Genomic DNA, 25,783 nt, shown 5'->3' on the forward strand with positions numbered 1-25,783 from the left:
TCTATAAGTAAGCGGCATTGGCTGCTTCAAGGCGGTCCTGGGCACGCAGGATCAGTTCGCAGAACTCGCGGGCGGCACCTTCGCCGCCGCGGGCCGCGGTGACGCCGTGGGCGTGTTCGCGGACAAACGCTGCGGCATTGGCCACCGCCATGCCCAGCCCCACGCGGCGGATCACCGGCAGGTCGGGCAAATCGTCGCCCAGATAGGCGACCTGTTCATAGCTTAGGCCCAGTTGGCCAAGAAGCTCGTCCAATACCACCAGCTTGTCTTCGCGGCCCTGGTACAGGTGGGGAATCCCCAGGTTCTTGGCTCGGCGCTCTACCACCGGGGTCTTGCGCCCGCTGATGATCGCCGTCTGCACGCCGGCCGCCATGAGCATCTTGATGCCCTGGCCGTCCAGGGTGTTGAAGGTCTTGAACTCGCTGCCGTCTTCGAGGAAGTACAGGCGCCCGTCAGTCAGCACGCCGTCGACATCGAATACCGCCAGCTTGATGTTTTTACCGCGTTGCAGCAGGTCGGCACTCATCACATCACTCCCGCGCGCAGCAGGTCGTGCATGTTCAAGGCGCCGATCGGCCGGTCTTCCTTGTCCACCACCACCAGGGCGCTGATCTTGTGGTCTTCCATGATTTTCAGGGCTTCGGCGGCCAGCATGTCGGCACGTGCGGTCTTGCCATGAGGGGTCATCACCGAATCGATGGTGGCATGGTGTATATCGATGGCCCGATCCAGGGTGCGACGCAGGTCGCCGTCGGTGAAGATCCCGGCCAGGCGGCCGTCGGCCTCCAGGATCACGGTCATGCCCAGGCCCTTGCGGGTCATTTCCATGAGCGCGTCCTTGAGCAGGGTGCCGCGTTGCACCTGGGGCAGATCGCTGCCTTCGTGCATGACGTTCTCCACCTTGAGCAGCAGGCGACGGCCCAGGGCACCACCCGGGTGGGAGAAGGCAAAGTCCTCGGCAGTGAAACCCCGGGCTTCCAGCAGCGCCACGGCCAGGGCGTCGCCCATGACCAGGGCGGCGGTGGTCGAGGAGGTCGGTGCCAGGTTCAGCGGGCAGGCTTCGTGCTCGACGTGGACGTTGAGGTTGACGTCAGCCGCCTTGGCCAGCGGCGACTCGGGGTTGCCGGTGAGGCTGATCAACTGGATGCCCAGACGCTTGATCAGGGGCAGCAGGGTGACGATTTCGTTGGTGGAGCCGGAGTTGGAGAGGGCCAGGATCACGTCATCGCGGGTAATCATGCCCATGTCGCCATGGCTGGCTTCGGCAGGATGGACGAAGAAGGCCGTGGTCCCGGTGCTGGCCAGGGTGGCGGCAATCTTGTTGCCGACGTGCCCGGACTTGCCCATGCCGACCACCACTACGCGGCCTTTGCTGGCCAGAATCATCTCGCAAGCGCGTACGAAATCTGCGTCGATATGGGGCAGCAAGCCTTCTACTGCCTGTAGTTCGAGGCGGATGGTGCGTTGTGCTGATTGAATCAGGTCGCTGGATTGGCTCATGTCTGAAATCGTATAGCCCGATGAAAAGGCGGCGATTATAGCGGTAATGAACAAATCCCTCACGCAAGTTCGTCAGGCTTTGTCTACCGGGCGCGAGGAAAGTCTGGTTTTTGCCTGTCGTCGACCTGAACGGGGGTGGCGTCGGCCTTGGGGGCTCCGTATCAGCAGTGATATAGTTCGCCGCCAGTTCGGCCTGCCCAGGGGCATGTACTCCCGGCAGGGAGCCAAGCGTCCGAGTGATAGGCTGCATCGCAAGGAGTTTAGATGAGTGCCGATAACGCCTACGCGGTCGAGCTGAAGGGACTGTCCTTCAAGCGCGGTACGCGCAGCATTTTCAATAACGTGGATATCCGTATTCCGCGGGGCAAGGTCACCGGCATCATGGGGCCTTCCGGCTGTGGGAAGACCACCCTGTTGCGCTTGATGGGCATGCAGTTGCGGCCCAGCAGCGGCGAAGTGTGGGTCAATGGCCAGAATCTGCCGAGCCTTTCGCGCAGCGATCTGTTCGACGCGCGCAAGCAGATGGGCGTGCTGTTCCAGAGCGGCGCACTGTTCACCGACCTGGACGTGTTCGAGAACGTGGCCTTTCCGCTGCGGGTGCACACCCAACTGCCGGACGAAATGATTCGTGACATCGTCCTGCTCAAGTTGCAGGCGGTGGGCTTGCGCGGCGCGGTCGACCTGATGCCCGACGAGCTGTCCGGCGGCATGAAGCGCCGGGTCGCCCTGGCCCGGGCGATTGCCCTGGATCCGCAGATCCTCATGTACGACGAGCCTTTCGTGGGCCAGGACCCCATTGCCATGGGCGTTCTGGTGCGCCTGATCCGGCTGCTCAACGATGCCCTGGGCATCACCAGCATCCTGGTTTCCCACGACCTGGCGGAAACCGCGAGCATTGCCGACTACCTCTATGTAGTGGGCGATGGCCAGGTGTTGGGCCAGGGAACTCCCGAAGAGCTGATGGACTCCGATAATCCGCGTATCCGTCAGTTCATGAAGGGCGATCCCGACGGCCCGGTGCCGTTTCACTTTCCAGCGACGGACTACCGCGCAGATCTTCTGGGGAAGCGCTGATGCGCAAAATATCGCTAATCGAGAGGGTTCGCCTCTTCGGTCGCTCAGGCATCGATGTCCTGGCGGTACTGGGGCGTTCCACGCTGTTCCTGTTCCATGCGTTGCTGGGCCGCGGTGGCATCGGCGGCAGCTTTGGCCTGCTGGTCAAGCAACTGCACTCAGTGGGCGTGATGTCCCTGGTGATCATTGTCGTGTCCGGGATCTTCATCGGCATGGTGCTGGCGCTGCAGGGCTTCAATATCCTTTCCAGCTACGGTTCGGAGCAGGCGGTGGGGCAGATGGTGGCCCTGACCCTGTTGCGGGAGCTGGGGCCGGTAGTGACTGCGCTGCTGTTCGCCGGGCGTGCCGGTTCGGCGCTGACCGCGGAAATCGGCAACATGAAGTCCACCGAGCAGCTCTCCAGCCTGGAGATGATCGGTGTCGACCCGCTCAAGTACATCATTGCGCCGCGCCTGTGGGCCGGCTTCATTTCCCTGCCATTGCTGGCGATGATTTTCAGCGTGGTGGGCATCTGGGGCGGTTCGTGGGTCGCTGTCGACTGGCTGGGAGTCTACGACGGCTCCTACTGGGCGAACATGCAGAACAGCGTGACCTTCAGTGGTGACGTGCTCAACGGTGTGATCAAAAGTATTGTTTTTGCGTTTGTAGTGACCTGGATCGCCGTTTTCCAAGGCTATGACTGTGAGCCCACTTCAGAGGGGATCAGCCGTGCCACTACCAAGACCGTGGTGTATGCCTCGTTGGCCGTACTCGGCTTGGACTTTATTCTGACCGCCTTGATGTTTGGAGATTTCTGATGCAAAACCGCACCCTGGAAATCGGTGTCGGCCTTTTCCTGCTGGCCGGCATCCTGGCTTTGCTGTTGCTTGCCCTGCGAGTCAGTGGCTTGTCTCCAACCGCGAGCACCGATACTTATAAACTTTACGCCTACTTCGACAATATCGCCGGTTTGACGGTCAGAGCCAAAGTGACCATGGCCGGCGTGACCATCGGCAAGGTCACGGCGATCGATCTGGACCGTGACAGCTTCACTGGCCGGGTAACGATGCAATTGGAAAAGCGCGTGGATAATCTGCCGACTGACTCCACTGCATCTATCCTGACTGCTGGCCTGTTGGGTGAGAAATACATCGGTATCAGCGTGGGCGGGGAAGAAGCCTTGCTCAAGGATGGTGGAACCATCCACGACACCCAGTCGTCGCTGGTATTGGAGGACCTGATCGGTAAATTCCTGCTCAATACCGTTAGCAAAGACGCCAAATGAGGAGTTTTTCGATGATCTCTATCTTGCGACGTGGCCTGTTGGTGCTGCTGGCGGCTCTGCCGTTGCTGGCCAACGCGGCAAGCACGCCTTCCGCGCATGATCTGGTGCAGGACACGACCACCCGTCTGCTCGCTGACCTGGCGGCCAATAAAGAGAAGTACAAGCAAAGCCCGAACGACTTCTACAATGCCTTGAACAGCATTGTCGGTCCTGTGGTGGATGCCGACGGCATTTCCCGCAGCATCATGACCGTCAAGTATTCGCGCAAGGCTACGCCGGAGCAGATGGTGCGCTTCCAGGAAAATTTCAAGCGCAGCCTGATGCAGTTCTATGGCAATGCCTTGCTGGAGTACAACAACCAGGGCATCACGGTTTCTCCGGCCAAGGATGAAAGCGGCACCCGCACCAGCGTCGATATGCAGGTCAAGGGCAACAACGGCGCGATCTACCCAGTGTCCTACACCCTGGAAAAGATCAACGACGAGTGGAAAGTGCGTAACGTGATCATCAACGGCATCAATATCGGCAAGCTGTTCCGTGATCAGTTCGCCGACGCGATGCAGCGCAATGGCAACAACCTGGACAAGACCATCGACGGCTGGGCCGGTGAGGTGGCCAAGGCCAAGGAAGTGACCGAAGACGCTGCACAAAAGGCTGCGCAATGAGTGAATCGGCCGTGCGCCTCGGTGACGCCGGGGAACTGTTGATCAGCGGCGTGCTGGATTACCGCAGCGGCCCGGGCCTGCGCAAGCAGGGCCAGGCGCTGATCAAGTCGAGCCAGGCACCGGCGCTGGTGCTCGATTGCTCGGCGGTGGAGAAGTCCTCCAGCGTCGGACTCGCGCTGCTGCTGGCCTTCATGCGTGATGGCCAGGCACTGGGCAAGGCGGTGAGCGTTCGTGCGCTGCCCGAGGACATGCGCGAGATCGCCGAGGTCTCCGGAGTGACCGAAATCTTCGCCCATCCCCAATAACCCACATCTCTATATAGAAGCCCCCCGTCAGAGTCCTGCTATGCGGGGTTCGCAGGCGCGGGGCTTTTTTGTATGATGTCCGACCCGCGCGCACAGGGCGCCGATTGAGGTTGAGCATGCAGGCCAACGAAGTGAAGAGCTTTCTTGAGGGAAAGCTGCCCGGAGCTCAGGTAGAAGTTGAGGGCGAAGGCTGCAACTTTCAGCTGAACGTGATTAGCGACGAACTGTCGGCCTTGAGCCCGGTGAAGCGTCAGCAGAGCATCTATGCCCATTTGAATCCATGGATTGCCGATGGCAGCATCCACGCGATCACCATGAAATTTTTCAGCCGCGCGGCCTGGGCCGAGCGCACCTGAGCCCAAGGGCGTCGAGACTGTTATGGATAAATTGATTATTACCGGCGGCGTTCGCCTTGATGGCGAGATCCGCATTTCCGGGGCCAAGAACTCCGCGCTGCCGATTCTGGCGGCAACCCTGCTGTGCGATGGCCCGGTCACCGTGGCCAACCTGCCGCACCTGCACGACATTACCACCATGATCGAGCTGTTCGGTCGCATGGGCATCGAGCCGGTGATCGACGAGAAACTCAGCGTCGAAATCGACCCGCGTACCATCAAGACCCTGGTGGCACCCTACGAGCTGGTGAAAACCATGCGCGCCTCGATCCTGGTACTGGGCCCGATGGTTGCCCGTTTCGGCGAAGCCGAAGTGGCCCTGCCTGGCGGTTGCGCCATCGGCTCGCGTCCGGTGGACCTGCACATCCGCGGCCTGGAAGCCATGGGCGCGGTGATCGACGTCGAAGGCGGCTACATCAAGGCCAAGGCGCCTGAGGGTGGCCTGCGCGGCGCGAATTTCTTCTTCGATACCGTGAGCGTGACCGGTACCGAGAACATCATGATGGCTGCAGCCCTGGCCCGTGGCCGCAGCGTGCTGCAGAACGCCGCTCGCGAACCAGAAGTCGTGGACCTGGCAAACTTCCTGATCGCCATGGGCGCGAAGATTTCCGGCGCCGGCACCGACACCATCACCATCGATGGCGTAGAGCGCCTGCATTCGGCGATCTACAAAGTGATGCCTGACCGTATCGAAACCGGCACCTACCTGGTGGCCGCTGCGGTCACCGGTGGCCGCGTCAAGGTAAAGGACACCGATCCGACCATCCTTGAAGCCGTTCTGGAAAAGCTCAAGGAAGCCGGCGCTGAAGTCACCACCGGCAGCGACTGGATCGAGCTCAACATGCACGGCAAGCGCCCCAAGGCGGTCAACGTGCGTACCGCTCCGTACCCGGCGTTCCCCACCGACATGCAGGCGCAGTTCATTTCCCTGAACGCGATTGCCGAAGGTACTGGCGCGGTGATCGAGACCATCTTCGAAAACCGCTTCATGCACGTCTATGAGCTGCACCGCATGGGCGCCAAGATCCAGGTCGAAGGCAACACCGCCATCGTTACCGGTACCGAAATCCTCAAGGGCGCGCCTGTCATGGCTACCGACCTGCGGGCTTCGGCCAGCCTGGTGATCTCGGCCTTGATGGCCGAAGGCGACACCCTGATCGATCGCATCTACCACATCGACCGTGGTTACGAGTGCATCGAAGAGAAGCTGCAGATGCTCGGCGCCAAGATCCGCCGCGTACCGGGCTAGTTGCATGACGGGCACAGGGAGGTGCCCACAGTCGAACCTGTTTCACGTCGAGCCTGTCTTCAGGCTCGACGCATGTCTGGCGCCGTTTGCGTCCGGGCATCAGTCGCCGCATAAGGACTTACGTTACTCATGTTGACCATCGCACTGTCCAAGGGCCGTATCCTCGACGACACGCTGCCGCTTCTGGCTGAAGCGGGCATCGTGCCAACCGAGAATCCGGACAAGAGCCGCAAACTGATCATCCCCACGACCCAGGACGATGTCCGCCTGCTGATCGTGCGTGCCACTGACGTGCCGACCTATGTCGAGCATGGCGCTGCCGACCTCGGGGTGGCCGGCAAGGACGTCCTGATGGAATACACCGGCCAGGGCCTGTATGAGCCACTGGACCTGCAGATTGCCCAGTGCAAGCTGATGACTGCCGGTGCCATTGGCGCCGCAGAACCCAAGGGCCGCCTGCGCGTGGCCACCAAGTTCGTCAACGTAGCCAAGCGCTACTACGCCGAGCAGGGTCGTCAGGTGGACATCATCAAGCTCTACGGTTCCATGGAGCTGGCACCGCTGATCGGCCTGGCCGACAAGATCATCGACGTGGTCGACACTGGCAATACCCTGCGGGCCAACGGCCTGGAACCCCAGGAACTGATTGCTACCATCAGCTCCCGCCTGGTGGTCAACAAGGCATCGATGAAGATGCAGCACGCCCGTATCCAGGCGTTGATCGATACCCTGCGCAAGGCAGTGGAATCGCGACACCGCGGCTGATTCACATGCGTGGCCTTGAGCCGCGCCCATCTATCCGCGTCATAGCCAGAATGCTCAGGTGCCCACGCGGATGGCTTGGTAGTCTTGCGGCGCCTGAGCTTTGCAAATCCAAGCTTGCCCTTTTGTGCATTCGCCAATCATTGAGGCCTTCGCTATGACCGCTCCGACTGCAATTCGCCGACTCAACGCTGCCGACCCGGATTTCGCCCGTCATCTGGATCATCTGCTGAGCTGGGAAAGTGTCTCTGACGATTCGGTCAATCAGCGGGTGCTGGACATCATCAAGGCCGTGCGCGAGCGCGGCGATGCGGCGCTGGTGGAGTTCACCCAGCGTTTCGACGGCTTGCAAGTGGCCTCCATGGCAGACCTGATCCTGCCGCGCGAGCGCCTGGAGCTGGCCCTGACCCGGATCACCGTGGCCCAGCGCGAAGCCCTGGAAAAGGCCGCGGCGCGGGTGCGCAGCTACCACGAGAAGCAGAAACAGGACTCCTGGACCTACACCGAGGCCGACGGCACGGTGCTGGGCCAGAAGGTCACGCCGCTGGACCGCGCCGGGCTGTACGTACCGGGGGGCAAGGCGTCCTACCCGTCGTCGGTGCTGATGAACGCGATTCCGGCCAAGGTGGCGGGCGTTACCGAGGTGGTGATGGTGGTGCCGACCCCGCGTGGCGAGGTCAACGAACTGGTACTGGCTGCCGCCTGCATCGCCGGGGTCGATCGGGTGTTCACCATCGGCGGCGCCCAGGCCGTGGCCGCGCTGGCCTACGGCACCGAAAGCGTGCCCCAGGTGGACAAGGTTGTCGGCCCGGGCAACATCTATGTAGCCACCGCCAAGCGCCACGTGTTCGGCCAGGTCGGCATCGACATGATCGCCGGCCCGTCGGAGATCCTGGTGGTCTGCGACGGCCAGACCGACCCGGACTGGATCGCCATGGACCTGTTCTCCCAGGCCGAGCACGACGAAGACGCCCAGGCGATCCTGGTCAGCCCGGATGCCGAGTTCCTGGATAAAGTCGCGGCAAGCATCGCCAAGCTGCTGCCAACCATGGAGCGCGCGGAAATCATCAACACCTCGATCAATGGCCGTGGAGCCCTGATCAAGGTCCGCGACATGCAGCAAGCCATTGAAGTGGCCAACCGCATTGCCCCCGAGCACCTGGAGCTGTCCGTGGCCGATCCGCAAGCCTGGCTGCCGCAGATCCGCCACGCCGGGGCGATCTTCATGGGCCGCCACACCAGCGAAGCGCTGGGGGATTACTGCGCCGGGCCGAACCACGTGCTGCCGACTTCCGGCACCGCGCGTTTCTCGTCGCCGCTGGGGGTGTATGACTTCCAGAAACGTTCGTCGATCATCTTCTGCTCCGAGCAGGGCGCCTCTGAACTGGGCCGCACCGCCTCGGTGCTGGCCCGTGGCGAGTCGCTGACCGCCCACGCCCGCAGCGCCGAATACCGCATCGTCGACGACCAAGATCAGGGGCAATGAACATGAGCAAATTCTGGAGTCCGTTCGTCAAGAACCTGGTGCCCTACGTGCCGGGCGAACAACCCAAGCTGACCAAGCTGGTCAAGCTCAACACCAATGAAAACCCCTATGGCCCGTCGCCCAGGGCCCTGGCGGCGATGCAGGCCGAACTCAACGACAACCTGCGCCTGTACCCGGACCCCAACAGTGACCTGCTCAAGCAGGCGGTAGCCAGTTACTACGGGGTGCAGGGTAACCAGGTGTTCCTCGGCAACGGTTCCGACGAAGTCCTGGCGCACATTTTTCACGGCCTGCTGCAGCAGGAAAAACCGCTGCTGTTCCCGGACATCAGCTACAGCTTCTACCCGGTGTATTGCGGCCTGTACGGCATCGAGCACGAAGCGGTGCCGCTGGACGAGCAGTTCCAGATCCGCGTGGCCGACTACGCCAGGCCCAACGGCGGGATCATCTTCCCCAACCCGAATGCGCCCACCGGCTGCCTGTTGGCCCTGGATGCGGTGGAGCAGATCCTCAAGGCCAGCCCGGATTCCGTGGTGGTGGTGGATGAGGCCTACATCGACTTCGGCGGCCAGACCGCCATCAGCCTGGTGGATCGCTACCCGAACCTGCTGGTGACCCAGACCCTGTCCAAGTCGCGCTCCCTGGCCGGCTTGCGAGTGGGCCTGGCGGTAGGGCACCCGGATCTGATCGAGGCCCTGGAGCGGGTCAAGAACAGCTTCAACTCCTACCCGCTGGATCGCCTGGCGATAGTCGGAGCGGCGGCGGCTTTCGAGGACCGCGAGTACTTCGCCAAGACCTGCCAGCAAGTGATCGACAGTCGCGAATGGGTGGTGGCGCAGTTGCAGGCCAAAGGCTTCGAAGTGCTGCCGTCGGCGGCCAACTTCATCTTTGCCCGCCACCCGCGGCACGACGCAGCCGGCCTGGCGGCCAAGCTGCGCGAGCAAGGGGTGATAGTGCGCCACTTCAAGCAGCAGCGGATCGCTCAGTTCCTGCGGATCAGCATCGGCACACAGGAACAGAACCAGGCGCTGATCGACGGCCTGGGCGAGCTGTAGTCCAGGCGCCTGGCTTCCGAGGTGGCCGTACCTTTATTCGTGGTGCGGCTCGCCGAGGAAAGTCAGGGAGCTGAACAGGCCGCGTGAGGCCACATCCGGGTTGTCCTTGAGCGCTACCTCCAGCTCTGCGGCAATCACGTTCAAGCCTTCGTTCCTCACCAGCACTTGGGCACGTCCCTGGGCATCGGTCTCGGTGCTCAGGGTGCTCGGTGCATTGCGGTAATCGCCAATCAACTTCACCCCGGCCACCGGCTGCCCATCCAGCAGCACCCGCACCGGCAGGTTTTTGCCCGGGCCGACGGTCAGCGGGTCGACTTCCGGCAGGATCACCAGCTTGAGCTGTTCCAGCTTGGGCAGCTTCGCTCCCGGTTGATAGATCGCCAGGCTGTACTTGTAGGTGTGAGTCGAGGCAATGGCCCCCGGGACCTTGCTGCGACCCTGGTTGACCCAGCGCTTGTCCGCGGTTTGCGACCAGGGGCCGTTGTCCAGTGCCACGGCCAGTACCGCCGGTGGTTTGAGCGGTTGCAGGCGTGCGTGGTCCGCCAGGCGTTGCACGGTCACCGGAATCATTCTGGCCGCGCCGTCATAGGCCCAGGCACCGCTGATTTTCTTGGCCTTGAAGGCGTCGTCTTCGGCGCCGTGGCCGTAGATCACTTCGATATTGCCGCGTCGTTGTTCGGTCCACAGGCCGTGGGCCGAGGCCTGGGTGGCGCCCAGTGTGGCGAGCAGGCCCAGCAGGGCAATGGATTTGAGGCTGTGCATGGCGGCTCTCTTCTACAGGTTGAGTGTGAGGCTGAGGGTGAAATTGCGCGGTTCGCCGGGATTGACCCAGTAGTTGCTGTAGGAGCGTTCGTAGTACTTCTCGTCGAACAGGTTGTTCAGGTTCAGGCCCAGGGTCAGGTTGTCGCTGGCCTTGTAGTGGGCCAGCAGGTCCAGGGTGCGGTAGGCGGGCAGCTCGAAGCTGCCTCCGGCCTCGCCCGAGCGGTCGCCGACATAGGTCAGGGCTGCGCCGATGTCCGAGCCCTTGAGCCGGCCGTCCTGGAATTCATAGACCCCCAGCAGGCTGGCGCTGTGCTTGGCCACGCCGAGAATGCGGCTGCCGGCGGGGATTGCCGGGTCGCCCTTGGTGACTTGCGCATCAATCAGCGCATAGGCGCCTATCACGCGCACCGCGTCGGTCAACTGGCCGCTGAACTGCAGGTCGAAGCCCTGGCTGCGGGCCTTGCCCACGGCGCGGCTGGCGTCGGTGCCGGGGTCCAGGGCCAGGACGTTTTCCTTGTCGATATGGAAGGCGGCGAGGGTGGCGCTCAAGCGTTCGTCGAACAGCTCGCTCTTGATCCCCACTTCATAGCCGACGCCTTCCTCGGGCTTGAAGGTCTTGCCGCCCGCATCCAGCCCATTGTTGGGCTTGAACGAGGTGGAGGCGTTGGCGAACAGCCCCACCTGCGGGGTCAGTTGGTAGAGCAGGCCGGCGCGCTGGGTCAGGGCATCGTGGTTCTGGCGGCTGCGCTTGCCGGTGGTGTGGTCGTCGATCTTTTGCTCGAAGTGTTCAAAGCGGGCGCCGACCATGCCTCGCAGGCGGTCAGTGAAGATGATCTGGTCCTGCAGGTTGAGGGCCTGGCTTTCGACATGCTCGAAAAAGTCCGTGCCAGAGCGTTTGCCGTTGGGCTTGGCCTGACCGTAGATCGGGTCGTAGATATCGATGGCATAGGCGCCGCCGGCAATGCTGGTGACCCGCTCGTTCTTGCGGTAGTTCTCGTATTCGCTGCCGATCAGCAGTTCATGCTGCCAACTGCCGAGGTCGAACAGGCCGCGCAGTTCCAGCTGGGTGATGCTGTCATGCCAGTTGTTGTCCCGCTCGCGGTAGCGCCGGTTGACCGTGTGCCGGTCGGCGTTCAGCGGTCGGGTTTCGGAGGCGAAGCCCCAGAGCTTGCCTTCCTTGTAGTGGCTGGCCAGACGCAGTTTCCAGCTGTCATTGAGGTGGTGTTCCAGGGTGGCCTGGAGCATGTTGTTGTGGTTGTCGATGTTGCCGTCATCGGGTTCGCCGAGGAAGGTCGAGCGGGAGACGCCGCTCCAGCGATTGTTCGGGGCCACGATGCCGCGGTCGAAGGTCGAGCTGTGGCGCACCCATTCGCTTTCCAGCAGCAGGCTGGTGTCCGGGTTCAACTGCCAGCTGAAGGAAGGCGCGACGAACACCCGGCGGCTGTCCACGTGGTCGCGAAAGCTGTGGTTGTCCTCCACGGCCAGGTTGACTCGGGACAGCAGGTTGCCCTGGGCATCCAGCGGGGTGTTGAGGTCCAGGGCGGTGCGGTAGCGGTCCCAGCTGCCAGCACTGGTCTGCAAGGTCGCGAAGGCTTCGGGCTGGGGTTTCTTGGTGACGATATTCACCGTGCCGCCGGGGTCGCCACGGCCGTAGAGGCTGGCGGCCGGCCCCTTGAGCACTTCGATGCGCTCGACAGTGGCGGCGTCCGGGGTACTGGGATAGCCGCGGTTGGCGCTGAAGCCGTCCTTGTAGAACTCCGAGGTGGTGAAGCCGCGCACGCTGTATTCATACAGGGTCAGCCCGCCGAAGTTGTTCTGCTTGGAAACCCCGCCGGCAAACTCCAGGGCGCGTTCGACGTTGTTGCTGCCCAGGTCCTTGAGCACGCTGGCGGGGATCACGCTGATGGATTGGGGAATGTCGCGGATCGCCGTATCGGTCTTCGTCGCGCTGGCCGAGCGTGTGGCCCGATAGCCCTTGACCGGGCCCGTGGCGGATTCGTATTCGGTGCTGATACGGGTGGTTTCAAGTTCCAGCGGCTCAGGTTCTTTGGCCAGCAGCGGATCTGCCAGCAGGCCCAGGGTCAGGCCTGCCAAGGGGAGGATTCTTCGGGACGTCATGGGGCTGTTCCAATAGCGATATTGAAACAATATAACATGACTAATGAGAATGTATGCTGTTAGCCCGGCGTGGCCGGGCCCAGCTTCACTCTTCTTCTTTGACGGGCGCGGGCGGTGGTCGCAGGCCGATTTCTGCCGTCAGCTTGAGTTCCTTGCCGTTGCGCATGACCAGGATCGAGACTTTGTCCGTCGGTTTGATCCGCGCCACCTGGTTCATCGAACGCCGGCCGTCGCCGGCAGGTTCGCCATCGATACTGAGGATCACGTCACCCAGTTGCATCCCGGCTTTCTGCGCCGGGCCGTCGCGGAAGATCCCCGCCACCACGATTCCTGGGCGCCCGGCCAGGCCGAAGGACTCTGCCAGCTCCTGGGTCAAGGGTTGCACTTCGATCCCCAGCCAGCCGCGGATGACCTGGCCGTGCTCGATGATCGACTTCATCACTTCCATGGCCAGCTTGATCGGGATCGCAAAACCGATGCCCTGGGAGCCGCCGGACTTGGAGAAGATCGCGGTGTTGATCCCGGTCAGGTTGCCGTTGGCGTCCACCAGGGCGCCACCGGAGTTGCCCGGGTTGATCGCGGCGTCGGTCTGGATGAAGTCTTCGTAGTTGTTCAGGCCCAGCTGGTTGCGCCCGGTGGCACTGATGATGCCCATGGTCACGGTCTGGCCGACCCCGAACGGGTTGCCGATGGCCAGCGCGACGTCGCCGACGCGGACGTTTTCCGAACGGCCGACGGTGATCGAAGGCAGGTTCTTCAAGTCGATCTTGAGCACCGCCAGGTCGGTTTCCGGATCGCTGCCGATCACCCGGGCCAGGGTCTCGCGGCCGTCCTTGAGTGCCACCACTATTTGCTCGGCACCGGAGGTCACATGGTTGTTGGTCAGCAGGTAGCCCTCGGGGCTCATGATCACCCCCGAACCCAGGCTCGATTCCATGCGCTGCTGCTTGGGCAGGTTGTCGCCGAAGAAGCGCCGGAACTGCGGGTCTTCAAAGAGCGGGTGAGCCGGCTTGTTGATGACCTTGGTGGTGTACAGGTTGACCACCGCGGGCGCGGCGATCACCACGGCGTCGGCGTAGGACACCGGCCCCTGTTGCGTGCTGGTGGTTTGCGGGGCTTGCTGCAGATTGACGTCGAGGCTGGGCAGGCCCACCCATTGCGGGTAGCGCTGGATAATCAACAACGCGATAAGCACGCCGGCCAGTAGCGGCCAGCCAAAAAAACGCAGAGCCTTGAGCATTGAGCAAGTCCTGGGTGGTTACGAAGGGCTGCGCACGGCCCATAATGTCGCGCATTATACGAGGCCGCGCGTGCCTCTGAACGGGATATTTAGGAGTCTTTTATGGCCGTTGCCCTGAGCACACTGGTGGAAGAAGCGGACCGTTACCTGGGCAGTTCACGTATTGCCGATTACTGCCCCAATGGCCTGCAGGTCGAAGGGCGCCCGCAGGTGATGCGCATCGTCAGTGGCGTGACCGCCAGCCAGGCGTTGCTGGACGCTGCGGTGGAGGCCAAGGCCGACCTGGTGCTGGTGCATCACGGCTACTTCTGGAAGGGCGAGAACCCCTGCATCACCGGCATGAAGCAGCGTAGGCTGAAAACCCTGCTCAAGCACGACATCAGCCTGCTGGCCTATCACTTGCCCCTGGACCTGCACCCGGAAGTGGGCAACAACGTGCAACTGGCCCGTCAGCTGGACATCACCGTGGAAGGCCCGCTGGACCCGGAAAACCCCAAGGTCGTCGGCCTGGTTGGTTCCCTCGGCGAGCCGATGACCGCGCGGGACTTTGCCCGCCGGGTGCAAGAGGCAATGGGGCGAGAGCCGCTGCTGATCGAAGGCAGCGAGATGATCCGTCGGGTCGGCTGGTGCACCGGTGGCGGCCAGGGCTACATCGACCAGGCGGTGCAGGCCGGCGTCGACCTGTACCTCAGTGGCGAAGCCTCGGAGCAGACCTTCCACAGTGCCCGGGAAAACGACATCAGCTTCATTGCCGCCGGCCATCACGCCACCGAGCGTTATGGCGTCCAGGCCCTGGGTGACTACCTGGCCCGGCGCTTTGCCCTGGAGCACCTGTTCATCGATTGCCCCAACCCCATCTGACCCCCGGCAGGAGCCGGCTTGCCGGTCAGCCCGAAGGTGCGCTTGAAAGCGCCTTCGCTGGCAAGCCAGCTCCTGCAGAGCGGCGCCTGGGGCCTAACGGAGCGGTATATTCATATACCGTTTCGTTCTAGTTGGCTCCCTGATTAGAAGCAGGTCGCTGTGCTAGCATGCCCCGCTCGAACACGGCCCGATGGCCGTCCATAAGAAAGCTTTCGTGAGTAGCCATGGTCGACAAACTGACGCATCTGAAACAGCTGGAGGCGGAAAGCATCCACATCATCCGCGAGGTGGCCGCCGAGTTCGACAACCCGGTGATGCTGTACTCCATCGGTAAAGACTCCGCCGTGATGTTGCATCTGGCTCGCAAGGCGTTCTTCCCCGGCAAGCTGCCGTTCCCGGTGATGCACGTCGATACCCAGTGGAAATTCCAGGAAATGTACAAGTTCCGCGACCGCATGGTCGAAGAGCTGGGCCTGGACCTGATCACCCACGTCAACCCGGATGGCGTGGCCCAGGGCATCAACCCTTTCACCCACGGCAGTGCCAAGCACACCGACATCATGAAGACCGAGGGCCTCAAGCAGGCTCTGGACAAACATGGTTTCGACGCCGCGTTCGGCGGTGCCCGCCGCGATGAAGAGAAGTCCCGCGCCAAGGAGCGCGTCTACTCGTTCCGCGACAGCAAGCACCGCTGGGACCCGAAGAACCAGCGCCCCGAGCTGTGGAACGTCTACAACGGCAAGGTCAACAAGGGCGAGTCGATCCGTGTGTTCCCCCTGTCCAACTGGACCGAGCTGGACATCTGGCAGTACATCTACCTCGAAGGCATCCCGATCGTGCCGCTGTACTTCGCCGCCGAGCGTGAAGTGATCGAGAAGAACGGCACCCTGATCATGATCGATGACGAGCGCATCCTCGAGCATCTGTCCGATGAAGAGAAAGCCCGCATCGTCAAAAAGAAAGTACGTTTCCGTACCCTTGGCTGCTACCCGTTGACGGGCGCGGTGGAGTCCGAGGCCGAGAGCCTGACGGACATCATCCAGGAAATGCTCCTGACGCGAACTTCCGAGCGCCAGGGCCGGGTCATCGACCACGATGGCGCCGGCTCAATGGAAGACAAGAAACGTCAAGGTTATTTCTAAGGGGCTGTCATGTCGCATCAATCTGATTTGATCAGCGAGGACATCCTCGCGTACCTGGGCCAGCACGAACGCAAGGAGCTGCTGCGCTTTTTGACCTGCGGTAACGTCGACGACGGCAAGAGCACCCTGATCGGGCGCCTGCTGCACGACTCGAAGATGATCTACGAAGACCATCTGGAAGCCATCACCCGGGACTCGAAGAAGGTCGGCACCACTGGTGACGACATCGACCTGGCGTTGCTGGTCGACGGCCTGCAGGCCGAGCGTGAGCAGGGCATCACCATCGATGTCGCCTACCGCTATTTCTCCACCGCCAAGCGCAAGTTCATCATCGCCGACACCCCCGGCCATGAGCAGTACACCCGCAACATGGCCACCGGTGCATCCACCTGTGACCTGGCGATCATCCTGGTGGACGCCCGCTACGGCGTGCAGACCCAGACCCGTCGCCACAGCTTCATCGCCTCCCTGCTGGGCATCAAGCACATCGTCGTGGCCATCAACAAGATGGACCTCAAGGACTTCGATGAAGGCGTGTTCGAATCGATCAAGGCCGACTACCTGAAGTTCGCCAAGGGCCTGAAGCTGCAGCCCACCAGCCTGCACTTCGTGCCAATGTCGGCGCTCAAGGGCGACAACGTGGTGAACAAGAGCGAGCGCTCGCCCTGGTACACCGGCCAGTCGCTGATGGAAATCCTCGAGACCGTGGAAGTGGCCGGCGACCGCAACTTCACCGACCTGCGTTTCCCGGTGCAGTACGTCAACCGTCCGAACCTGAACTTCCGTGGTTTTGCCGGCACCCTGGCCAGCGGCATCGTGCACAAGGGCGACGAGATCGTCGTGTTGCCGTCGGGCAAGAGCAGCCGGGTCAAGTCCATTGTCACCTTCGAAGGTGAACTGGAGCAGGCCGGCCCGGGCCAGGCCGTGACCCTGACCATGGAAGATGAAATCGATATCTCCCGCGGCGACCTGCTGGTGCATGCCGACAACGTGCCGCCGGTCACCGACAGCTTCGAAGCCATGCTGGTATGGATGGCCGAAGAGCCGATGCTGCCGGGCAAGAAGTACGACATCAAGCGCGCCACCAGCTATGTGCCGGGCTCGATTGCCAGCATCCATCACAAGGTCGATGTGAACACCCTGGAAGAGGGCGCGGCCAGCGCGCTGCAACTGAACGAGATCGGCAAGGTCAAGATCAGCCTCGACGCGCCGATTGCCCTGGATGGTTACGAAAGCAATCGCACCACCGGTGCTTTCATCGTCATCGACCGCTTGACCAACGGCACCGTCGGCGCCGGCATGATCATCGCCCAGCCGGTGGCCCATGGCAGCGTCACCCAACACGGCAAGCTGGCTCATGTAGCCACCGAAGAGCGTGCCCAGCGTTTCGGCCAGCAACCGGCTACCGTGCTGTTCAGCGGCCTGTCGGGTGCGGGCAAGAGCACCCTGGCCTACGCGGTCGAGCGCAAGCTGTTCGACATGGGGCGCGCGGTGTATGTGCTCGATGGCCAGAACCTGCGGCATGACCTGAACAAGGGCCTGCCCCAGGACCGTGCCGGGCGTACCGAGAACTGGCGGCGCGCGGCCCATGTGGCCCGTCAGTTCAACGAAGCCGGGCTGCTGACCCTGGCGGCGTTCGTGGCACCGAGTGCCGAAGGGCGCGAGCAGGCCAAGGACCTGATCGGCAAGGAGCGTCTGCTGACGGTCTACGTCCAGGCATCGCCTGCGGTGTGCGCCGAGCGTGATCCGCAGGGCCTGTACGCGGCCGGCGGGGATAACATCCCGGGCGAGTCCTTCCCCTATGACGTGCCGCTCAATGCCGATCTGGTGATCGACACCCAGTCGCTGTCGCTGGAAGAAAGCGTCAAGCAGGTGCTGGACCTGTTGCGCAGCCGCGGCGCGATCTAAGCCATAGCAAAAAAGCCCGCAGCCGAGTGATCGGCTGCGGGCTTTTTTGTGCGCTTCAGATAGCGTTCGCCGGTAAGTAGGGTGCAGACCCGCAGGAGCTGGCTTGCCAGCGAAAAGGCCCTCAGGGTCTTGCCGGATACTCCCGATGCAGCGTTTCGAGCAGCGCATCCTTGTCCAGCCACTGCTGGTTGATCCAGCCCTGGAATTCCTGGCGATAGGCCGTGTCCTGCTCGTAGTTCTTGCCAAGGAACTGCGCTGGGATCTGCACCTCTTCGAAACGCACCACCACATCCTTGACCCTGCCGCACAGCAGGTCCCAGAAACCGGGGCGGCCCGCCGGGTAGTGGATGGTCACATCGATGATCGACTGCAGTTGCTCGCCCATGGCATCCAGGACAAAGGCGATGCCGCCGGCCTTGGGCTTGAGCAGGTAGCGGAACGGCGATTGCTGCTGGGCGTGCTTGGCGTCGGTAAAGCGCGTGCCCTCGACGAAGTTGAAGATGCCCACCGGGTTGTTGCGAAACTTCGCACAGGTCTTGCGCGTGGTTTCCAGGTCCTTGCCTTTCTTTTCCGGGTGCTTCTCCAGGTACGCCTTGGAGTAGCGCTTCATGAACGGAAAGCCCAGGGCCCACCAGGCCAGACCAATCACCGGCACCCAGATCAGCTCCTGCTTGAGGAAGAACTTCAGGGGGCGGATACGCCGGTTGAGCACGTACTGCAGGACCATGATGTCGACCCAGCTCTGGTGGTTGCTGGTGACCAGGTAGGAGTGCTGGTAATCCAGGCCTTCCAGGCCCTGCACGTGCCAACGGGTACGGCATACCAACTGCATCCAGGCCTTGTTGTTGCTGATCCAGGCTTCGTGGGTGTGGTTCATCAGCCACAGGCTCAAGCGCTGGGTGAGGGCGAACGGCAGGGCCTTGACCAACGCCACGCAGAACAGGAACGAGCACAGCAGGATGGTGTTCAGCGCCAACAGGAGCGAGGCGATGATTCCGCGCACCACGGCAGGTAGGAATTCCAGCATTTAGACATCCATAGGTCGGTTGGCGGCTTGAATCGCGGTCAGGGCGATGGTGTAGACGATGTCGTCCACCTGGGCGCCCCGGGGCAGGTCGTTCACCGGTTTGCGCAGGCCTTGCAGCATCGGCCCCAGGCTCACGCAATCGGCGCTGCGTTGCACCGCCTTGTGGGTGGTGTTGCCGGTGTTGAGGTCAGGGAACACGAAGACCGTGGCCTTGCCCGCGACCTGGCTGTTGGGGGCCAGTTGCCGGGCGACGTTTTCGTTGGCCGCGGCGTCGTATTGCAGGGGCCCGTCGATCAGCAGCGAACGCTGGGCTTCGTGGGCCAGCAGGGTGGCTTCGCGAACTTTCTCCACTTCCTCGCCGCTGGCCGAGTCGCCGCTGGAGTAGCTGATCATCGCCACGCGCGGGGTGATACCGAAGGCGGCTGCCGAGTCGGCGCTCTGCAGGGCGATTTCCGCCAGCTCGCTGGCGCTGGGGTGCGGGTTCATCACGCAGTCGCCATACACCAGCACTTCCTCGGGGAACAGCATGAAGAACACCGAGGACACCAGGCTGCAGCCCGGCGCGGTCTTGATCAACTGCAGGGCCGGGCGGATGGTGTTGGCAGTGGAGTGGATGACCCCGGAAACCAGGCCATCGACTTCATCCAGGGCCAGCATCACCGTGCCGATCACCACCGGATCTTCCAGCTGCTGCTCGGCCATGGGAGCGTTGAGGCTCTTGCTCTTGCGCAGGGCCACCATGGGCTCCACGTAGCGTTGGCGAATCAGGTCCGGGTCGAGAATCTCCAGGCCTTCGGGCAGTTCGATGCCCTGGGCCCGGGCCACCGCGTGCACGTCCTCGGGCTTGGCCAGCAGCACGCAGCGGGCGATGCCTCGGGCCTGGCAGATGGCGGCGGCCTGCACGGTCAGCGGCTCGCTGCCTTCGGGCAGGACGATACGCTTGTTGGCTTCCTGTGCCCGCTGGATCAACTGATAGCGGAACACTGCCGGCGACAGGCGCATTTCCCGTGGGGTGCCGCAGCGCTGGTGCAGCCAGTTGGCGTCCAGATGACTGGCGACGAAGTCGGTGATGATTTCCGCTCGCTCGCGGTCATCGATGGGAATTTCCTTGTTCAGGCCATTGAGCTGGTTGGCGGTGTCGTAGGACCCGGTGCTCACCGAAAGCACTGGCAGGCCGGCGTTCAGGGCGCCCCGGCAGAGCTCCATGATCCGCGGGTCGGGCAGGGTGTCGCTGGTCAGCAGCAGGCCGGCCAGGGGCACACCGTTGATGGCCGCCAGGCTCACGGCGAGGATGATGTCGTCACGGTCGCCCGGGGTCACCACCAGCACGCCGGGCTTGAGCAGTTCCACGGTGTTGCGCATGGTGCGGGCGCAAATGATGATCTTGGTCATGCGCCGGCTTTCGTAGTCGCCGGCGTTGAGCACCTGGGCGCCCATCAGGTCGGCCACGTCCCGGGTACGCGGGGCATTGAGCTCCGGCTGGAAGGGGATGCACCCCAGCAGGCGGAAGTCGCCGCTGCGCAGCAAGGGCGAATGTTCCTTCAAGCGCGCGGAAAACGCCTCCATGCTTTCGTCGGTGCGCACCTTGTTGAGGATCACCCCCAGCACTTTCGGGTCCCGCGGGCCGCCGAACAGCTGGGCCTGCAACTCGACCCGTCCGGACAGCTCGGTGAGCACTTCGTTTTCCGGGGCGGATACCAGGATCACCTCGGCATCCAGGCTTTTTGCCAGGTGCAGATTGACCCGGGCGGCGTAGCTGGCGCTGCGGGTCGGCACCATGCCTTCGACGATCAATACATCCTTGCCGATGGCCGCCTGCTGGTAGAGGGTGATGATTTCTTCCAGCAACTCATCCAGCTGGCCGTCGCCGAGCATCCGCTCCACATGGGCCAGGCCCAGGGGTTGTGGCGGTTTCAGGCCATGGGTGCGCGCCACCAGTTCGGTGGAACGCTCGGGGCCGGTGTCACCGGGGTGAGGTTGGGCTATGGGTTTGAAGAAGCCGACCTTGAGGCCAGCCCGTTCCAGGGTACGCACCAGCCCGAGGCTGATGGAGGTCAGACCCACTCCAAAATCGGTGGGCGCGATGAAAAAAGTTTGCATGCGAATTCTCAGAAGGTGCATGGCAAAGGCGACGGTCTTTGGCCGTCTGCCTGAAGTCAGGCGCTAAGGTTATCGTTATCCGGGGCTTGAGCACACCAGCCGCAGGCAAAGCGCTGGCCTATTTTTTTGGCTCGCAACTGCGGCTCCAGGACCCAGGCCCGGGACTGCCAGGGCGGTTGGTGGCGCAGGTGCTGGGTATGCCCGCAGGACAGTTCAGCCACCCAATGGCCTTCTTCATCCTGGTGAAAACCGCAGATTGTCGAGTGATTTTTCACGTTCCGTTGGTCCGGGTTCCGTTCGCTTTCGAGCGATTGCTTCGCTAAACTTGGACGTTCTTCATTCTTATGCAAAAGGTCCCGCCCCATGCTGATCGCCGCCAATAAGGCTGTCTCCATCGACTATACCCTCACCAACGACGCTGGTGAGGTCATCGACAGCTCTGCCGGCGGCGCCCCGCTGGTTTACCTGCAAGGCGCAGGTAACATCATTCCTGGTCTGGAAAAGGCCCTGGAAGGCAAGCAAGTTGGTGACGAACTGAAAGTCTCCGTAGAACCTGAAGATGCCTACGGCGAATACGCTGCCGAACTGGTCAGCACCCTGAGCCGCAGCATGTTCGAAGGCGTCGACGAACTGGAAGTGGGCATGCAGTTCCACGCTTCCGCTCCGGACGGCCAGATGCAGATCGTGACTATCCGTGACCTGGACGGCGACGACGTTACCGTCGACGGCAACCACCCGCTGGCCGGTCAGCGCCTGAATTTCCAGGTCAAGATCGTTGCCATCCGTGACGCCAGCCAGGAAGAAATCGCTCATGGTCACGTCCATGGCGAAGGTGGCCATCACCACTGATTTTCTGCGCTAAGCTCAAGCTTACTGGAGAGGCGCCCGAGGGCGCCTTTTTAGTCCGCGGCTTTTGGCTGTACTGTCGAGAGGCTATTTTCTGTAAGAACACAGGAATTTGGAGTTCGTCATGAGTGCTTTTCACGACCTTAAATTGAAAGCCCTGGATGGTCAGGAGCTGCCGCTCGCGCCCTTCAAGGGGCACGTCGTGCTGGTGGTCAACGTCGCCTCCAAATGTGGTCTGACACCACAATATGCGGCGCTGGAGAATCTCTACCAGCAATACAAGGCCCAGGGATTCAGCGTGCTGGGGTTGCCTTGCAACCAGTTCGCCGGGCAGGAACCGGGCACCGAGCAGGAGATCCAGGAATTTTGCAGCCTCAACTACGGGGTGACCTTTCCCTTGAGCAGCAAACTGGACGTGAACGGTCCCGAGCGCCATCAGCTGTACCGCCTGCTGGCGGGCGAAGGCGCCGAGTTTCCCGGGGACATCACCTGGAACTTCGAGAAATTCCTATTGGGCAAGGACGGCCGGGTACTGGCGCGTTTCTCGCCGCGTACCGCTCCCGATGATCCGACAGTGATCCAGGCGATTGAAAAAGCCTTGAGCTGAACCCGCGCCGGGCCCTTGTTTAACGCCGCTTCAATGCGGCGTTTTTGCATCTAAATCACTCAAATCAATAATGCTGTGCAGCGCATTGAGGGGGGAATATTATCCTCATCATAAGTGCGCCGGGGCCGGTACCCGGCGCAGTCTTGTGCGTCGAATATCGACTCAAGCCTTTTTCTCGGAGCGCAGCATGCCTGTTCAAGCCTTGTTCAAACCCTTTCAACTCGGCGCGCTGGAACTGCCGACCCGCGTGGTGATGGCACCAATGACCCGGTCGTTTTCCCCCGGTGGCGTGCCCAACTCCAAGGTCATCGAGTATTACCGCCGCCGCGCTGCTGCGGGTGTCGGCCTGATCATTACCGAGGGCACCACGGTGGGTCACCAGGCTGCCAATGGTTACCCCAATGTGCCGCAGTTCCATGGCGAGGCGGCCCTGGCCGGCTGGAAGAAGGTGGTGGATGCGGTCCACGCCGAAGGCGGCAAGATCGTCCCGCAACTCTGGCATGTGGGCAATGTGCGGCGCCTGGGCACCGAGCCGGACGCCAGCGTGCCCGGCTACGGCCCCACCGAGAAGCTCAAGGACGGCAAGGTGCTGGTGCACGGCATGACCCACCAGGACATCCAGGAGGTGATCGCAGCCTTTGCCCAGGCCGCCAAGGATGCCCAGAGCATCGGCATGGACGGCGTGGAGATCCATGGTGCCCATGGTTACCTGGTGGACCAGTTCTTCTGGGAAGGCACCAACCAGCGTACCGATGAATACGGTGGCGACCTGGCCCAGCGCTCGCGCTTCGCCATTGAGCTGATCCAGGCCGTACGGGCTGCCGTCGGTCCGGATTTCCCGATCATCCTGCGTTTTTCCCAGTGGAAGCAACAGGACTACAGCGCGCGCCTGGTGCAGACCCCGGAAGCTCTGGAGGCCTTCCTCAAGCCGCTGGCGGATGCCGGTGTGGATATCTTCCACTGCTCGACCCGCCGCTTCTGGGAGCCTGAGTTCGAAGGTTCCGACCTCAACCTGGCGGGCTGGACTCGCAAACTCACCGGCAAGCCCACCATCACCGTGGGCAGCGTCGGCCTGGACGGCGAGTTCCTGCAGTTCATGGTCAACACCGACAAGGTGGCGCAGCCGGCCAGCCTGGAAAACCTGCTGCAGCGTCTGAATAACGACGAGTTCGATCTGGTGGCCGTGGGCCGTGCACTGCTGGTGGATCCGGATTGGGCGCAGAAAGTCCGTGAAGGTCGCGAGCAGGACATCCTGCCGTTCAGCCGTGACGCTCTGACGACCCTGGTTTAACTGCCGGCTCCGGGCGGCGAGGGGGGCAGCCCCCTTGCCGTGCCGAGTGTCTCCACGGCGCTGCGGGGTTTGACCGTCGCTTCGATAAGCCCTTCGTAATCCTCGGCCGGCCCGTGCTCGCAGGCACTGCGCAGGCGATCTTCAAACTGCTCGATAACCGCGGCCCAGCCCTGGCGGCTGGCATGCTGGCGGGCGTTGAGGCGCACCCGGCGCAAGGTTTCCGGTTCTTCCAGCAGCCAGCTGGCAGCGTCGCAGAAGGCGCTTTCGTCGCCGGGCATGGCCAGCACACCGTTGTAGCCATGGCGGATATGCTGGGCTGCGCCAGCCTGATCGTAGGCCACCACCGCGAGCCCCGAGGCCAGAGCCTCCAGCACCACGTTGCCGAAGGTTTCGGTGAGGCTGGGAAACAGGAACAGATCCCCGCAGGCGTAGTGGGCGGCCAGGGCTTCGCCCCGCTGGCTGCCACAGAACAGGGCCTCGGGCAGGCTTTTTTCCAGAGCCCCACGCTGCGGGCCGTCACCCACCACGATCAGCTTCATCCTGCGCTGTGGATAAGTCGCCTGCAGGCGTTCGAAGCAGCGCTTGAGCAAGCCCAGGTTCTTCTCCTGCGCCAGGCGCCCAACGTGGATCACCGCCAGGTCATCGGTGCCCAGGCCCCAGTCGGCCCGCAGCGTATCGAGCCGCTTGGCCGGGTGGAACAGTTGGCTGTCGACGCCCCGGGACAGCAAGGCCAGGCGTTCGAAATGCCGGCGCTCCAGCTCCAGGTGCTGGCTGGCGCTGGGTACCAGGGTTAGTTGCGAGCGGTTGTGGAACCAGCGCAGATAGTGGGTCAGCAGGCGGGTCAGCAAACCCAGGCCATATTGGCTGGAGTACTGCTGGAAGTTGGTGTGAAAGCCGCTGACCACGGAGATTCCCAGGCGCTTGGCGGCCCGCAGCGCAGACAGCCCCAGCGGCCCCTCGGTGGCGATATAGAGCACGTCCGGGCGCTGGCGTTTCCAGCGTCGCAGCAGCTTGTGCATCGACGACTGGCCCCATTGCAGCCCCGGGTAGCCCGGCAGCGGCCAGCCCCGGCACAGCAGCAGGGCTTCGTCGCTGGCCCGGCTCTGGTCGCAACCCTGGCGCGGGCGCACCAGCTCAACCTGATGCCCACGGGCGCGCAGGCCCTCGCAGAGGCGGCCAAGGGTATTGGCCACGCCATTGATTTCCGGTGGGAAGGTTTCAGTGATGAGGGTGATATGCAGAGCTGTCGTCATGGCCTCAGTGTCGGCTGAGGCCATGTCGCCATTGTGACCTTGCGATGATGGATTTATGACGCCCCGGCCTTATTTGGCCGGCAGGTTCTCCACCCCGCGTTCACGCACCCAGAACAGCGTGGCACCGGCCACGGCGGCCGGCATCATCAGGATATTGACCAGCGGGATCAGCAGCGCCAGGTAGACGATGCCGCCAAAGCCCAGGCTCTGCCAGCGCTTCTGGCGCAGCCAGGCGAGCATGTCCTGCCAGCTCATCTTGTGGTTGTCCGCCGGGTAGTCGATGTACTGGATAGCCATCATCCAGATACCGAACAGCAGCCACAGCGGCGCGGCAATCAGGTTGACCACCGGAATCAGCGAGAGGATGAACAGGCCGATGGCCCGGGGCAGGAAGTAGCCGAGCTTGCGCATTTCCCGCGCCAGGGTGCGAGGGATCATGGCAATCAGCTCACCCCAGCTGAAGGGCGGGAAATCATCGGTGCCGCGCACCACGGTTTCGACTTTTTCCGAGAGGAAACCGTTGAAGGGTGCGGCGATGATGTTGGCCAGCATGGTGAAGCTGAAAAACACCATGAAGGCCACCAGCACCACGAACAGCGGCCAGATGACATAGCTGAGGAAACTCAGCCAACTGGGCAGGGACGGCATCAGCGCATCGACCCAGAGGCTGAATTGATGGCCGGCGAAATAGATCAATCCGACGAACAGCACCAGGTTGATTGCCAGGGGCAGGAGCACGAACAGGCGCAGGCCGGGGCTGAGGACCAGCTTCAGGCCTTCACGCAGGTATTGCGGGCCGGACAGGACAGGGGCGGGCATAGAGCGCTCCGAGCAGAATGAAAACGCGCCGACCTTACCGGCTTTGTCCTGGGG

The 25,783-nt window shown here is 62.6% G+C and carries 26 protein-coding genes; 16 read left to right on the top strand and 10 right to left on the bottom strand.

From position 1 onward, the window contains the following. Position 1: 1 nt before the first annotated feature. Both BM382_RS12945 and BM382_RS12950 read right to left on the bottom strand, forming a co-directional pair. Positions 2–526: a KdsC family phosphatase gene (locus tag BM382_RS12945; RefSeq protein WP_015634163.1), complete on the bottom strand. Its 525-nt coding sequence runs from the start codon at positions 524–526 to the stop codon at positions 2–4. Then, positions 526–1,500, bottom strand: a complete 975-nt coding sequence (locus BM382_RS12950) for a KpsF/GutQ family sugar-phosphate isomerase (protein WP_011059274.1) — start codon at positions 1,498–1,500, stop codon at positions 526–528. Before BM382_RS12950 ends, BM382_RS12945 begins: the two co-directional genes overlap by 1 nt. Before the next feature lie 264 nt (positions 1,501–1,764). Here BM382_RS12950 and BM382_RS12955 point away from each other — a divergent pair, with 264 nt between their 5' ends. The 10 genes from BM382_RS12955 to hisC all read left to right on the top strand — a co-directional run bounded on the left by BM382_RS12955 (position 1,765) and on the right by hisC (position 9,755). Continuing rightward, positions 1,765–2,574: an ATP-binding cassette domain-containing protein gene (locus BM382_RS12955; protein ID WP_011059275.1), complete on the top strand. Its 810-nt coding sequence runs from the start codon at positions 1,765–1,767 to the stop codon at positions 2,572–2,574. Next, positions 2,574–3,371: a lipid asymmetry maintenance ABC transporter permease subunit MlaE gene (gene mlaE / locus BM382_RS12960; RefSeq protein WP_011059276.1), complete on the top strand. Its 798-nt coding sequence runs from the start codon at positions 2,574–2,576 to the stop codon at positions 3,369–3,371. The genes BM382_RS12955 and mlaE overlap by 1 nt, the downstream gene beginning before the upstream one ends. After that, positions 3,371–3,838, top strand: a complete 468-nt coding sequence (mlaD, locus tag BM382_RS12965) for an outer membrane lipid asymmetry maintenance protein MlaD (protein WP_011059277.1) — start codon at positions 3,371–3,373, stop codon at positions 3,836–3,838. The genes mlaE and mlaD overlap by 1 nt, the downstream gene beginning before the upstream one ends. Positions 3,839–3,849: 11 nt before the next feature. Beyond that, on the top strand, positions 3,850–4,503 hold the full coding sequence (locus tag BM382_RS12970) for an MlaC/ttg2D family ABC transporter substrate-binding protein (protein ID WP_011059278.1): 654 nt from the start codon (positions 3,850–3,852) through the stop codon (positions 4,501–4,503). Further along, on the top strand, positions 4,500–4,808 hold the full coding sequence (locus BM382_RS12975; RefSeq protein WP_011059279.1) for an STAS domain-containing protein: 309 nt from the start codon (positions 4,500–4,502) through the stop codon (positions 4,806–4,808). Before BM382_RS12970 ends, BM382_RS12975 begins: the two co-directional genes overlap by 4 nt. A gap of 116 nt (positions 4,809–4,924) precedes the next feature. After that, complete coding sequence (locus BM382_RS12980) at positions 4,925–5,164, top strand: BolA family protein (protein ID WP_011059280.1); 240 nt, start codon at positions 4,925–4,927, stop codon at positions 5,162–5,164. 22 nt (positions 5,165–5,186) lie between these two features. Continuing rightward, entirely contained in the window at positions 5,187–6,452 is a 1,266-nt protein-coding gene (murA, locus tag BM382_RS12985; RefSeq protein WP_011059281.1) for a UDP-N-acetylglucosamine 1-carboxyvinyltransferase, read from the top strand. A 129-nt stretch (positions 6,453–6,581) separates the two neighbouring features. Then, positions 6,582–7,217, top strand: coding sequence for an ATP phosphoribosyltransferase (hisG, locus tag BM382_RS12990; RefSeq protein WP_011059282.1), 636 nt, complete (start codon positions 6,582–6,584; stop codon positions 7,215–7,217). A gap of 154 nt (positions 7,218–7,371) precedes the next feature. Then, entirely contained in the window at positions 7,372–8,700 is a 1,329-nt protein-coding gene (hisD, locus tag BM382_RS12995; RefSeq protein WP_011059283.1) for a histidinol dehydrogenase, read from the top strand. 2 nt (positions 8,701–8,702) lie between these two features. Beyond that, on the top strand, positions 8,703–9,755 hold the full coding sequence (gene hisC, locus BM382_RS13000) for a histidinol-phosphate transaminase (protein ID WP_011059284.1): 1,053 nt from the start codon (positions 8,703–8,705) through the stop codon (positions 9,753–9,755). A 33-nt stretch (positions 9,756–9,788) separates the two neighbouring features. Here hisC and BM382_RS13005 read toward each other — a convergent pair whose 3' ends face one another. From BM382_RS13005 to algW, 3 genes are all read right to left on the bottom strand, one after another. After that, entirely contained in the window at positions 9,789–10,517 is a 729-nt protein-coding gene (locus tag BM382_RS13005; protein ID WP_011059285.1) for a DUF4198 domain-containing protein, read from the bottom strand. Between the two features lie 12 nt (positions 10,518–10,529). Next, on the bottom strand, positions 10,530–12,635 hold the full coding sequence (locus BM382_RS13010) for a TonB-dependent siderophore receptor (protein ID WP_011059286.1): 2,106 nt from the start codon (positions 12,633–12,635) through the stop codon (positions 10,530–10,532). 85 nt (positions 12,636–12,720) lie between these two features. Beyond that, a complete protein-coding gene (gene algW / locus BM382_RS13015) occupies positions 12,721–13,875 on the bottom strand; it encodes a Do family serine endopeptidase AlgW (protein WP_011059287.1) in 1,155 nt (384 codons plus the stop codon). A 102-nt stretch (positions 13,876–13,977) separates the two neighbouring features. On the opposite strand from algW, the gene BM382_RS13020 reads away from it, so the two are divergent. The 3 genes from BM382_RS13020 (at position 13,978) to cysN (ending at position 17,786) form a co-directional block, all read left to right on the top strand. After that, positions 13,978–14,736, top strand: coding sequence for a Nif3-like dinuclear metal center hexameric protein (locus BM382_RS13020; protein WP_019093347.1), 759 nt, complete (start codon positions 13,978–13,980; stop codon positions 14,734–14,736). A gap of 224 nt (positions 14,737–14,960) precedes the next feature. Continuing rightward, positions 14,961–15,878, top strand: coding sequence for a sulfate adenylyltransferase subunit CysD (gene cysD / locus BM382_RS13025; protein WP_011059289.1), 918 nt, complete (start codon positions 14,961–14,963; stop codon positions 15,876–15,878). A gap of 9 nt (positions 15,879–15,887) precedes the next feature. Beyond that, complete coding sequence (cysN, locus tag BM382_RS13030; protein WP_011059290.1) at positions 15,888–17,786, top strand: sulfate adenylyltransferase subunit CysN; 1,899 nt, start codon at positions 15,888–15,890, stop codon at positions 17,784–17,786. 121 nt (positions 17,787–17,907) lie between these two features. On the opposite strand, the gene BM382_RS13035 is transcribed toward cysN, so the two are convergent. Genes BM382_RS13035 through BM382_RS13045 form a run of 3 tightly spaced genes read right to left on the bottom strand, consistent with a single transcriptional unit; the run spans position 17,908 to position 21,308 of the window. Further along, on the bottom strand, positions 17,908–18,813 hold the full coding sequence (locus BM382_RS13035) for an acyltransferase (protein WP_015634172.1): 906 nt from the start codon (positions 18,811–18,813) through the stop codon (positions 17,908–17,910). Continuing rightward, a complete protein-coding gene (pta, locus tag BM382_RS13040; protein ID WP_011059292.1) occupies positions 18,814–20,913 on the bottom strand; it encodes a phosphate acetyltransferase in 2,100 nt (699 codons plus the stop codon). A gap of 56 nt (positions 20,914–20,969) precedes the next feature. Beyond that, positions 20,970–21,308 (bottom strand): DUF3565 domain-containing protein, encoded by a 339-nt coding sequence (locus tag BM382_RS13045; protein ID WP_011059293.1) that lies wholly within the window; start codon positions 21,306–21,308, stop codon positions 20,970–20,972. On the opposite strand from BM382_RS13045, the gene BM382_RS13050 reads away from it, so the two are divergent. The 3 genes from BM382_RS13050 (at position 21,277) to BM382_RS13060 (ending at position 23,657) form a co-directional block, all read left to right on the top strand. Next, positions 21,277–21,762: an FKBP-type peptidyl-prolyl cis-trans isomerase gene (locus BM382_RS13050; protein ID WP_011059294.1), complete on the top strand. Its 486-nt coding sequence runs from the start codon at positions 21,277–21,279 to the stop codon at positions 21,760–21,762. The genes BM382_RS13045 and BM382_RS13050 overlap by 32 nt on opposite strands. A gap of 121 nt (positions 21,763–21,883) precedes the next feature. Next, complete coding sequence (locus tag BM382_RS13055; protein WP_015634175.1) at positions 21,884–22,366, top strand: glutathione peroxidase; 483 nt, start codon at positions 21,884–21,886, stop codon at positions 22,364–22,366. 187 nt (positions 22,367–22,553) lie between these two features. After that, positions 22,554–23,657: an NADH:flavin oxidoreductase gene (locus BM382_RS13060; protein ID WP_011059296.1), complete on the top strand. Its 1,104-nt coding sequence runs from the start codon at positions 22,554–22,556 to the stop codon at positions 23,655–23,657. Here BM382_RS13060 and BM382_RS13065 read toward each other — a convergent pair. Further along, positions 23,654–24,934: a glycosyltransferase family 4 protein gene (locus tag BM382_RS13065; protein WP_011059297.1), complete on the bottom strand. Its 1,281-nt coding sequence runs from the start codon at positions 24,932–24,934 to the stop codon at positions 23,654–23,656. The two genes, BM382_RS13060 and BM382_RS13065, sit on opposite strands and share 4 nt — an antisense overlap. A gap of 45 nt (positions 24,935–24,979) precedes the next feature. Next, positions 24,980–25,729, bottom strand: coding sequence for a sulfate transporter CysZ (gene cysZ / locus BM382_RS13070; RefSeq protein WP_011059298.1), 750 nt, complete (start codon positions 25,727–25,729; stop codon positions 24,980–24,982). Positions 25,730–25,783: the final 54 nt, after the last annotated feature.

Source organism: Pseudomonas sp. NFPP25, from assembly GCF_900116505.1.
Lineage (GTDB): Bacteria > Pseudomonadota > Gammaproteobacteria > Pseudomonadales > Pseudomonadaceae > Aquipseudomonas > Aquipseudomonas protegens.

What these genes read in the sequence shown, in the direction of transcription:
- cysD (WP_011059289.1), top strand. Translation starts at nt 14,961, where the DNA reads ATGGTCGACAAACTGACGCATCTGAAACAGCTGGAGGCGGAAAGCATC.
- mlaD (WP_011059277.1), top strand. Translation starts at nt 3,371, where the DNA reads ATGCAAAACCGCACCCTGGAAATCGGTGTCGGCCTTTTCCTGCTGGCC.
- BM382_RS13055 (WP_015634175.1), top strand. Translation starts at nt 21,884, where the DNA reads ATGAGTGCTTTTCACGACCTTAAATTGAAAGCCCTGGATGGTCAGGAG.
- BM382_RS13045 (WP_011059293.1), bottom strand. Translation starts at nt 21,308, where the DNA reads ATGGAGACAGCCTTATTGGCGGCGATCAGCATGGGGCGGGACCTTTTG.
- cysZ (WP_011059298.1), bottom strand. Translation starts at nt 25,729, where the DNA reads ATGCCCGCCCCTGTCCTGTCCGGCCCGCAATACCTGCGTGAAGGCCTG.
- algW (WP_011059287.1), bottom strand. Translation starts at nt 13,875, where the DNA reads ATGCTCAAGGCTCTGCGTTTTTTTGGCTGGCCGCTACTGGCCGGCGTG.
- cysN (WP_011059290.1), top strand. Translation starts at nt 15,888, where the DNA reads ATGTCGCATCAATCTGATTTGATCAGCGAGGACATCCTCGCGTACCTG.
- BM382_RS12955 (WP_011059275.1), top strand. Translation starts at nt 1,765, where the DNA reads ATGAGTGCCGATAACGCCTACGCGGTCGAGCTGAAGGGACTGTCCTTC.
- BM382_RS12980 (WP_011059280.1), top strand. Translation starts at nt 4,925, where the DNA reads ATGCAGGCCAACGAAGTGAAGAGCTTTCTTGAGGGAAAGCTGCCCGGA.
- pta (WP_011059292.1), bottom strand. Translation starts at nt 20,913, where the DNA reads ATGCAAACTTTTTTCATCGCGCCCACCGATTTTGGAGTGGGTCTGACC.
- BM382_RS12975 (WP_011059279.1), top strand. Translation starts at nt 4,500, where the DNA reads ATGAGTGAATCGGCCGTGCGCCTCGGTGACGCCGGGGAACTGTTGATC.
- BM382_RS13065 (WP_011059297.1), bottom strand. Translation starts at nt 24,934, where the DNA reads ATGGCCTCAGCCGACACTGAGGCCATGACGACAGCTCTGCATATCACC.
- hisC (WP_011059284.1), top strand. Translation starts at nt 8,703, where the DNA reads ATGAGCAAATTCTGGAGTCCGTTCGTCAAGAACCTGGTGCCCTACGTG.
- BM382_RS13005 (WP_011059285.1), bottom strand. Translation starts at nt 10,517, where the DNA reads ATGCACAGCCTCAAATCCATTGCCCTGCTGGGCCTGCTCGCCACACTG.
- BM382_RS13050 (WP_011059294.1), top strand. Translation starts at nt 21,277, where the DNA reads ATGCTGATCGCCGCCAATAAGGCTGTCTCCATCGACTATACCCTCACC.
- BM382_RS13020 (WP_019093347.1), top strand. Translation starts at nt 13,978, where the DNA reads ATGGCCGTTGCCCTGAGCACACTGGTGGAAGAAGCGGACCGTTACCTG.
- BM382_RS13060 (WP_011059296.1), top strand. Translation starts at nt 22,554, where the DNA reads ATGCCTGTTCAAGCCTTGTTCAAACCCTTTCAACTCGGCGCGCTGGAA.
- murA (WP_011059281.1), top strand. Translation starts at nt 5,187, where the DNA reads ATGGATAAATTGATTATTACCGGCGGCGTTCGCCTTGATGGCGAGATC.
- hisG (WP_011059282.1), top strand. Translation starts at nt 6,582, where the DNA reads ATGTTGACCATCGCACTGTCCAAGGGCCGTATCCTCGACGACACGCTG.
- BM382_RS12945 (WP_015634163.1), bottom strand. Translation starts at nt 526, where the DNA reads ATGAGTGCCGACCTGCTGCAACGCGGTAAAAACATCAAGCTGGCGGTA.
- BM382_RS12970 (WP_011059278.1), top strand. Translation starts at nt 3,850, where the DNA reads ATGATCTCTATCTTGCGACGTGGCCTGTTGGTGCTGCTGGCGGCTCTG.
- BM382_RS13010 (WP_011059286.1), bottom strand. Translation starts at nt 12,635, where the DNA reads ATGACGTCCCGAAGAATCCTCCCCTTGGCAGGCCTGACCCTGGGCCTG.
- hisD (WP_011059283.1), top strand. Translation starts at nt 7,372, where the DNA reads ATGACCGCTCCGACTGCAATTCGCCGACTCAACGCTGCCGACCCGGAT.
- mlaE (WP_011059276.1), top strand. Translation starts at nt 2,574, where the DNA reads ATGCGCAAAATATCGCTAATCGAGAGGGTTCGCCTCTTCGGTCGCTCA.
- BM382_RS13035 (WP_015634172.1), bottom strand. Translation starts at nt 18,813, where the DNA reads ATGCTGGAATTCCTACCTGCCGTGGTGCGCGGAATCATCGCCTCGCTC.
- BM382_RS12950 (WP_011059274.1), bottom strand. Translation starts at nt 1,500, where the DNA reads ATGAGCCAATCCAGCGACCTGATTCAATCAGCACAACGCACCATCCGC.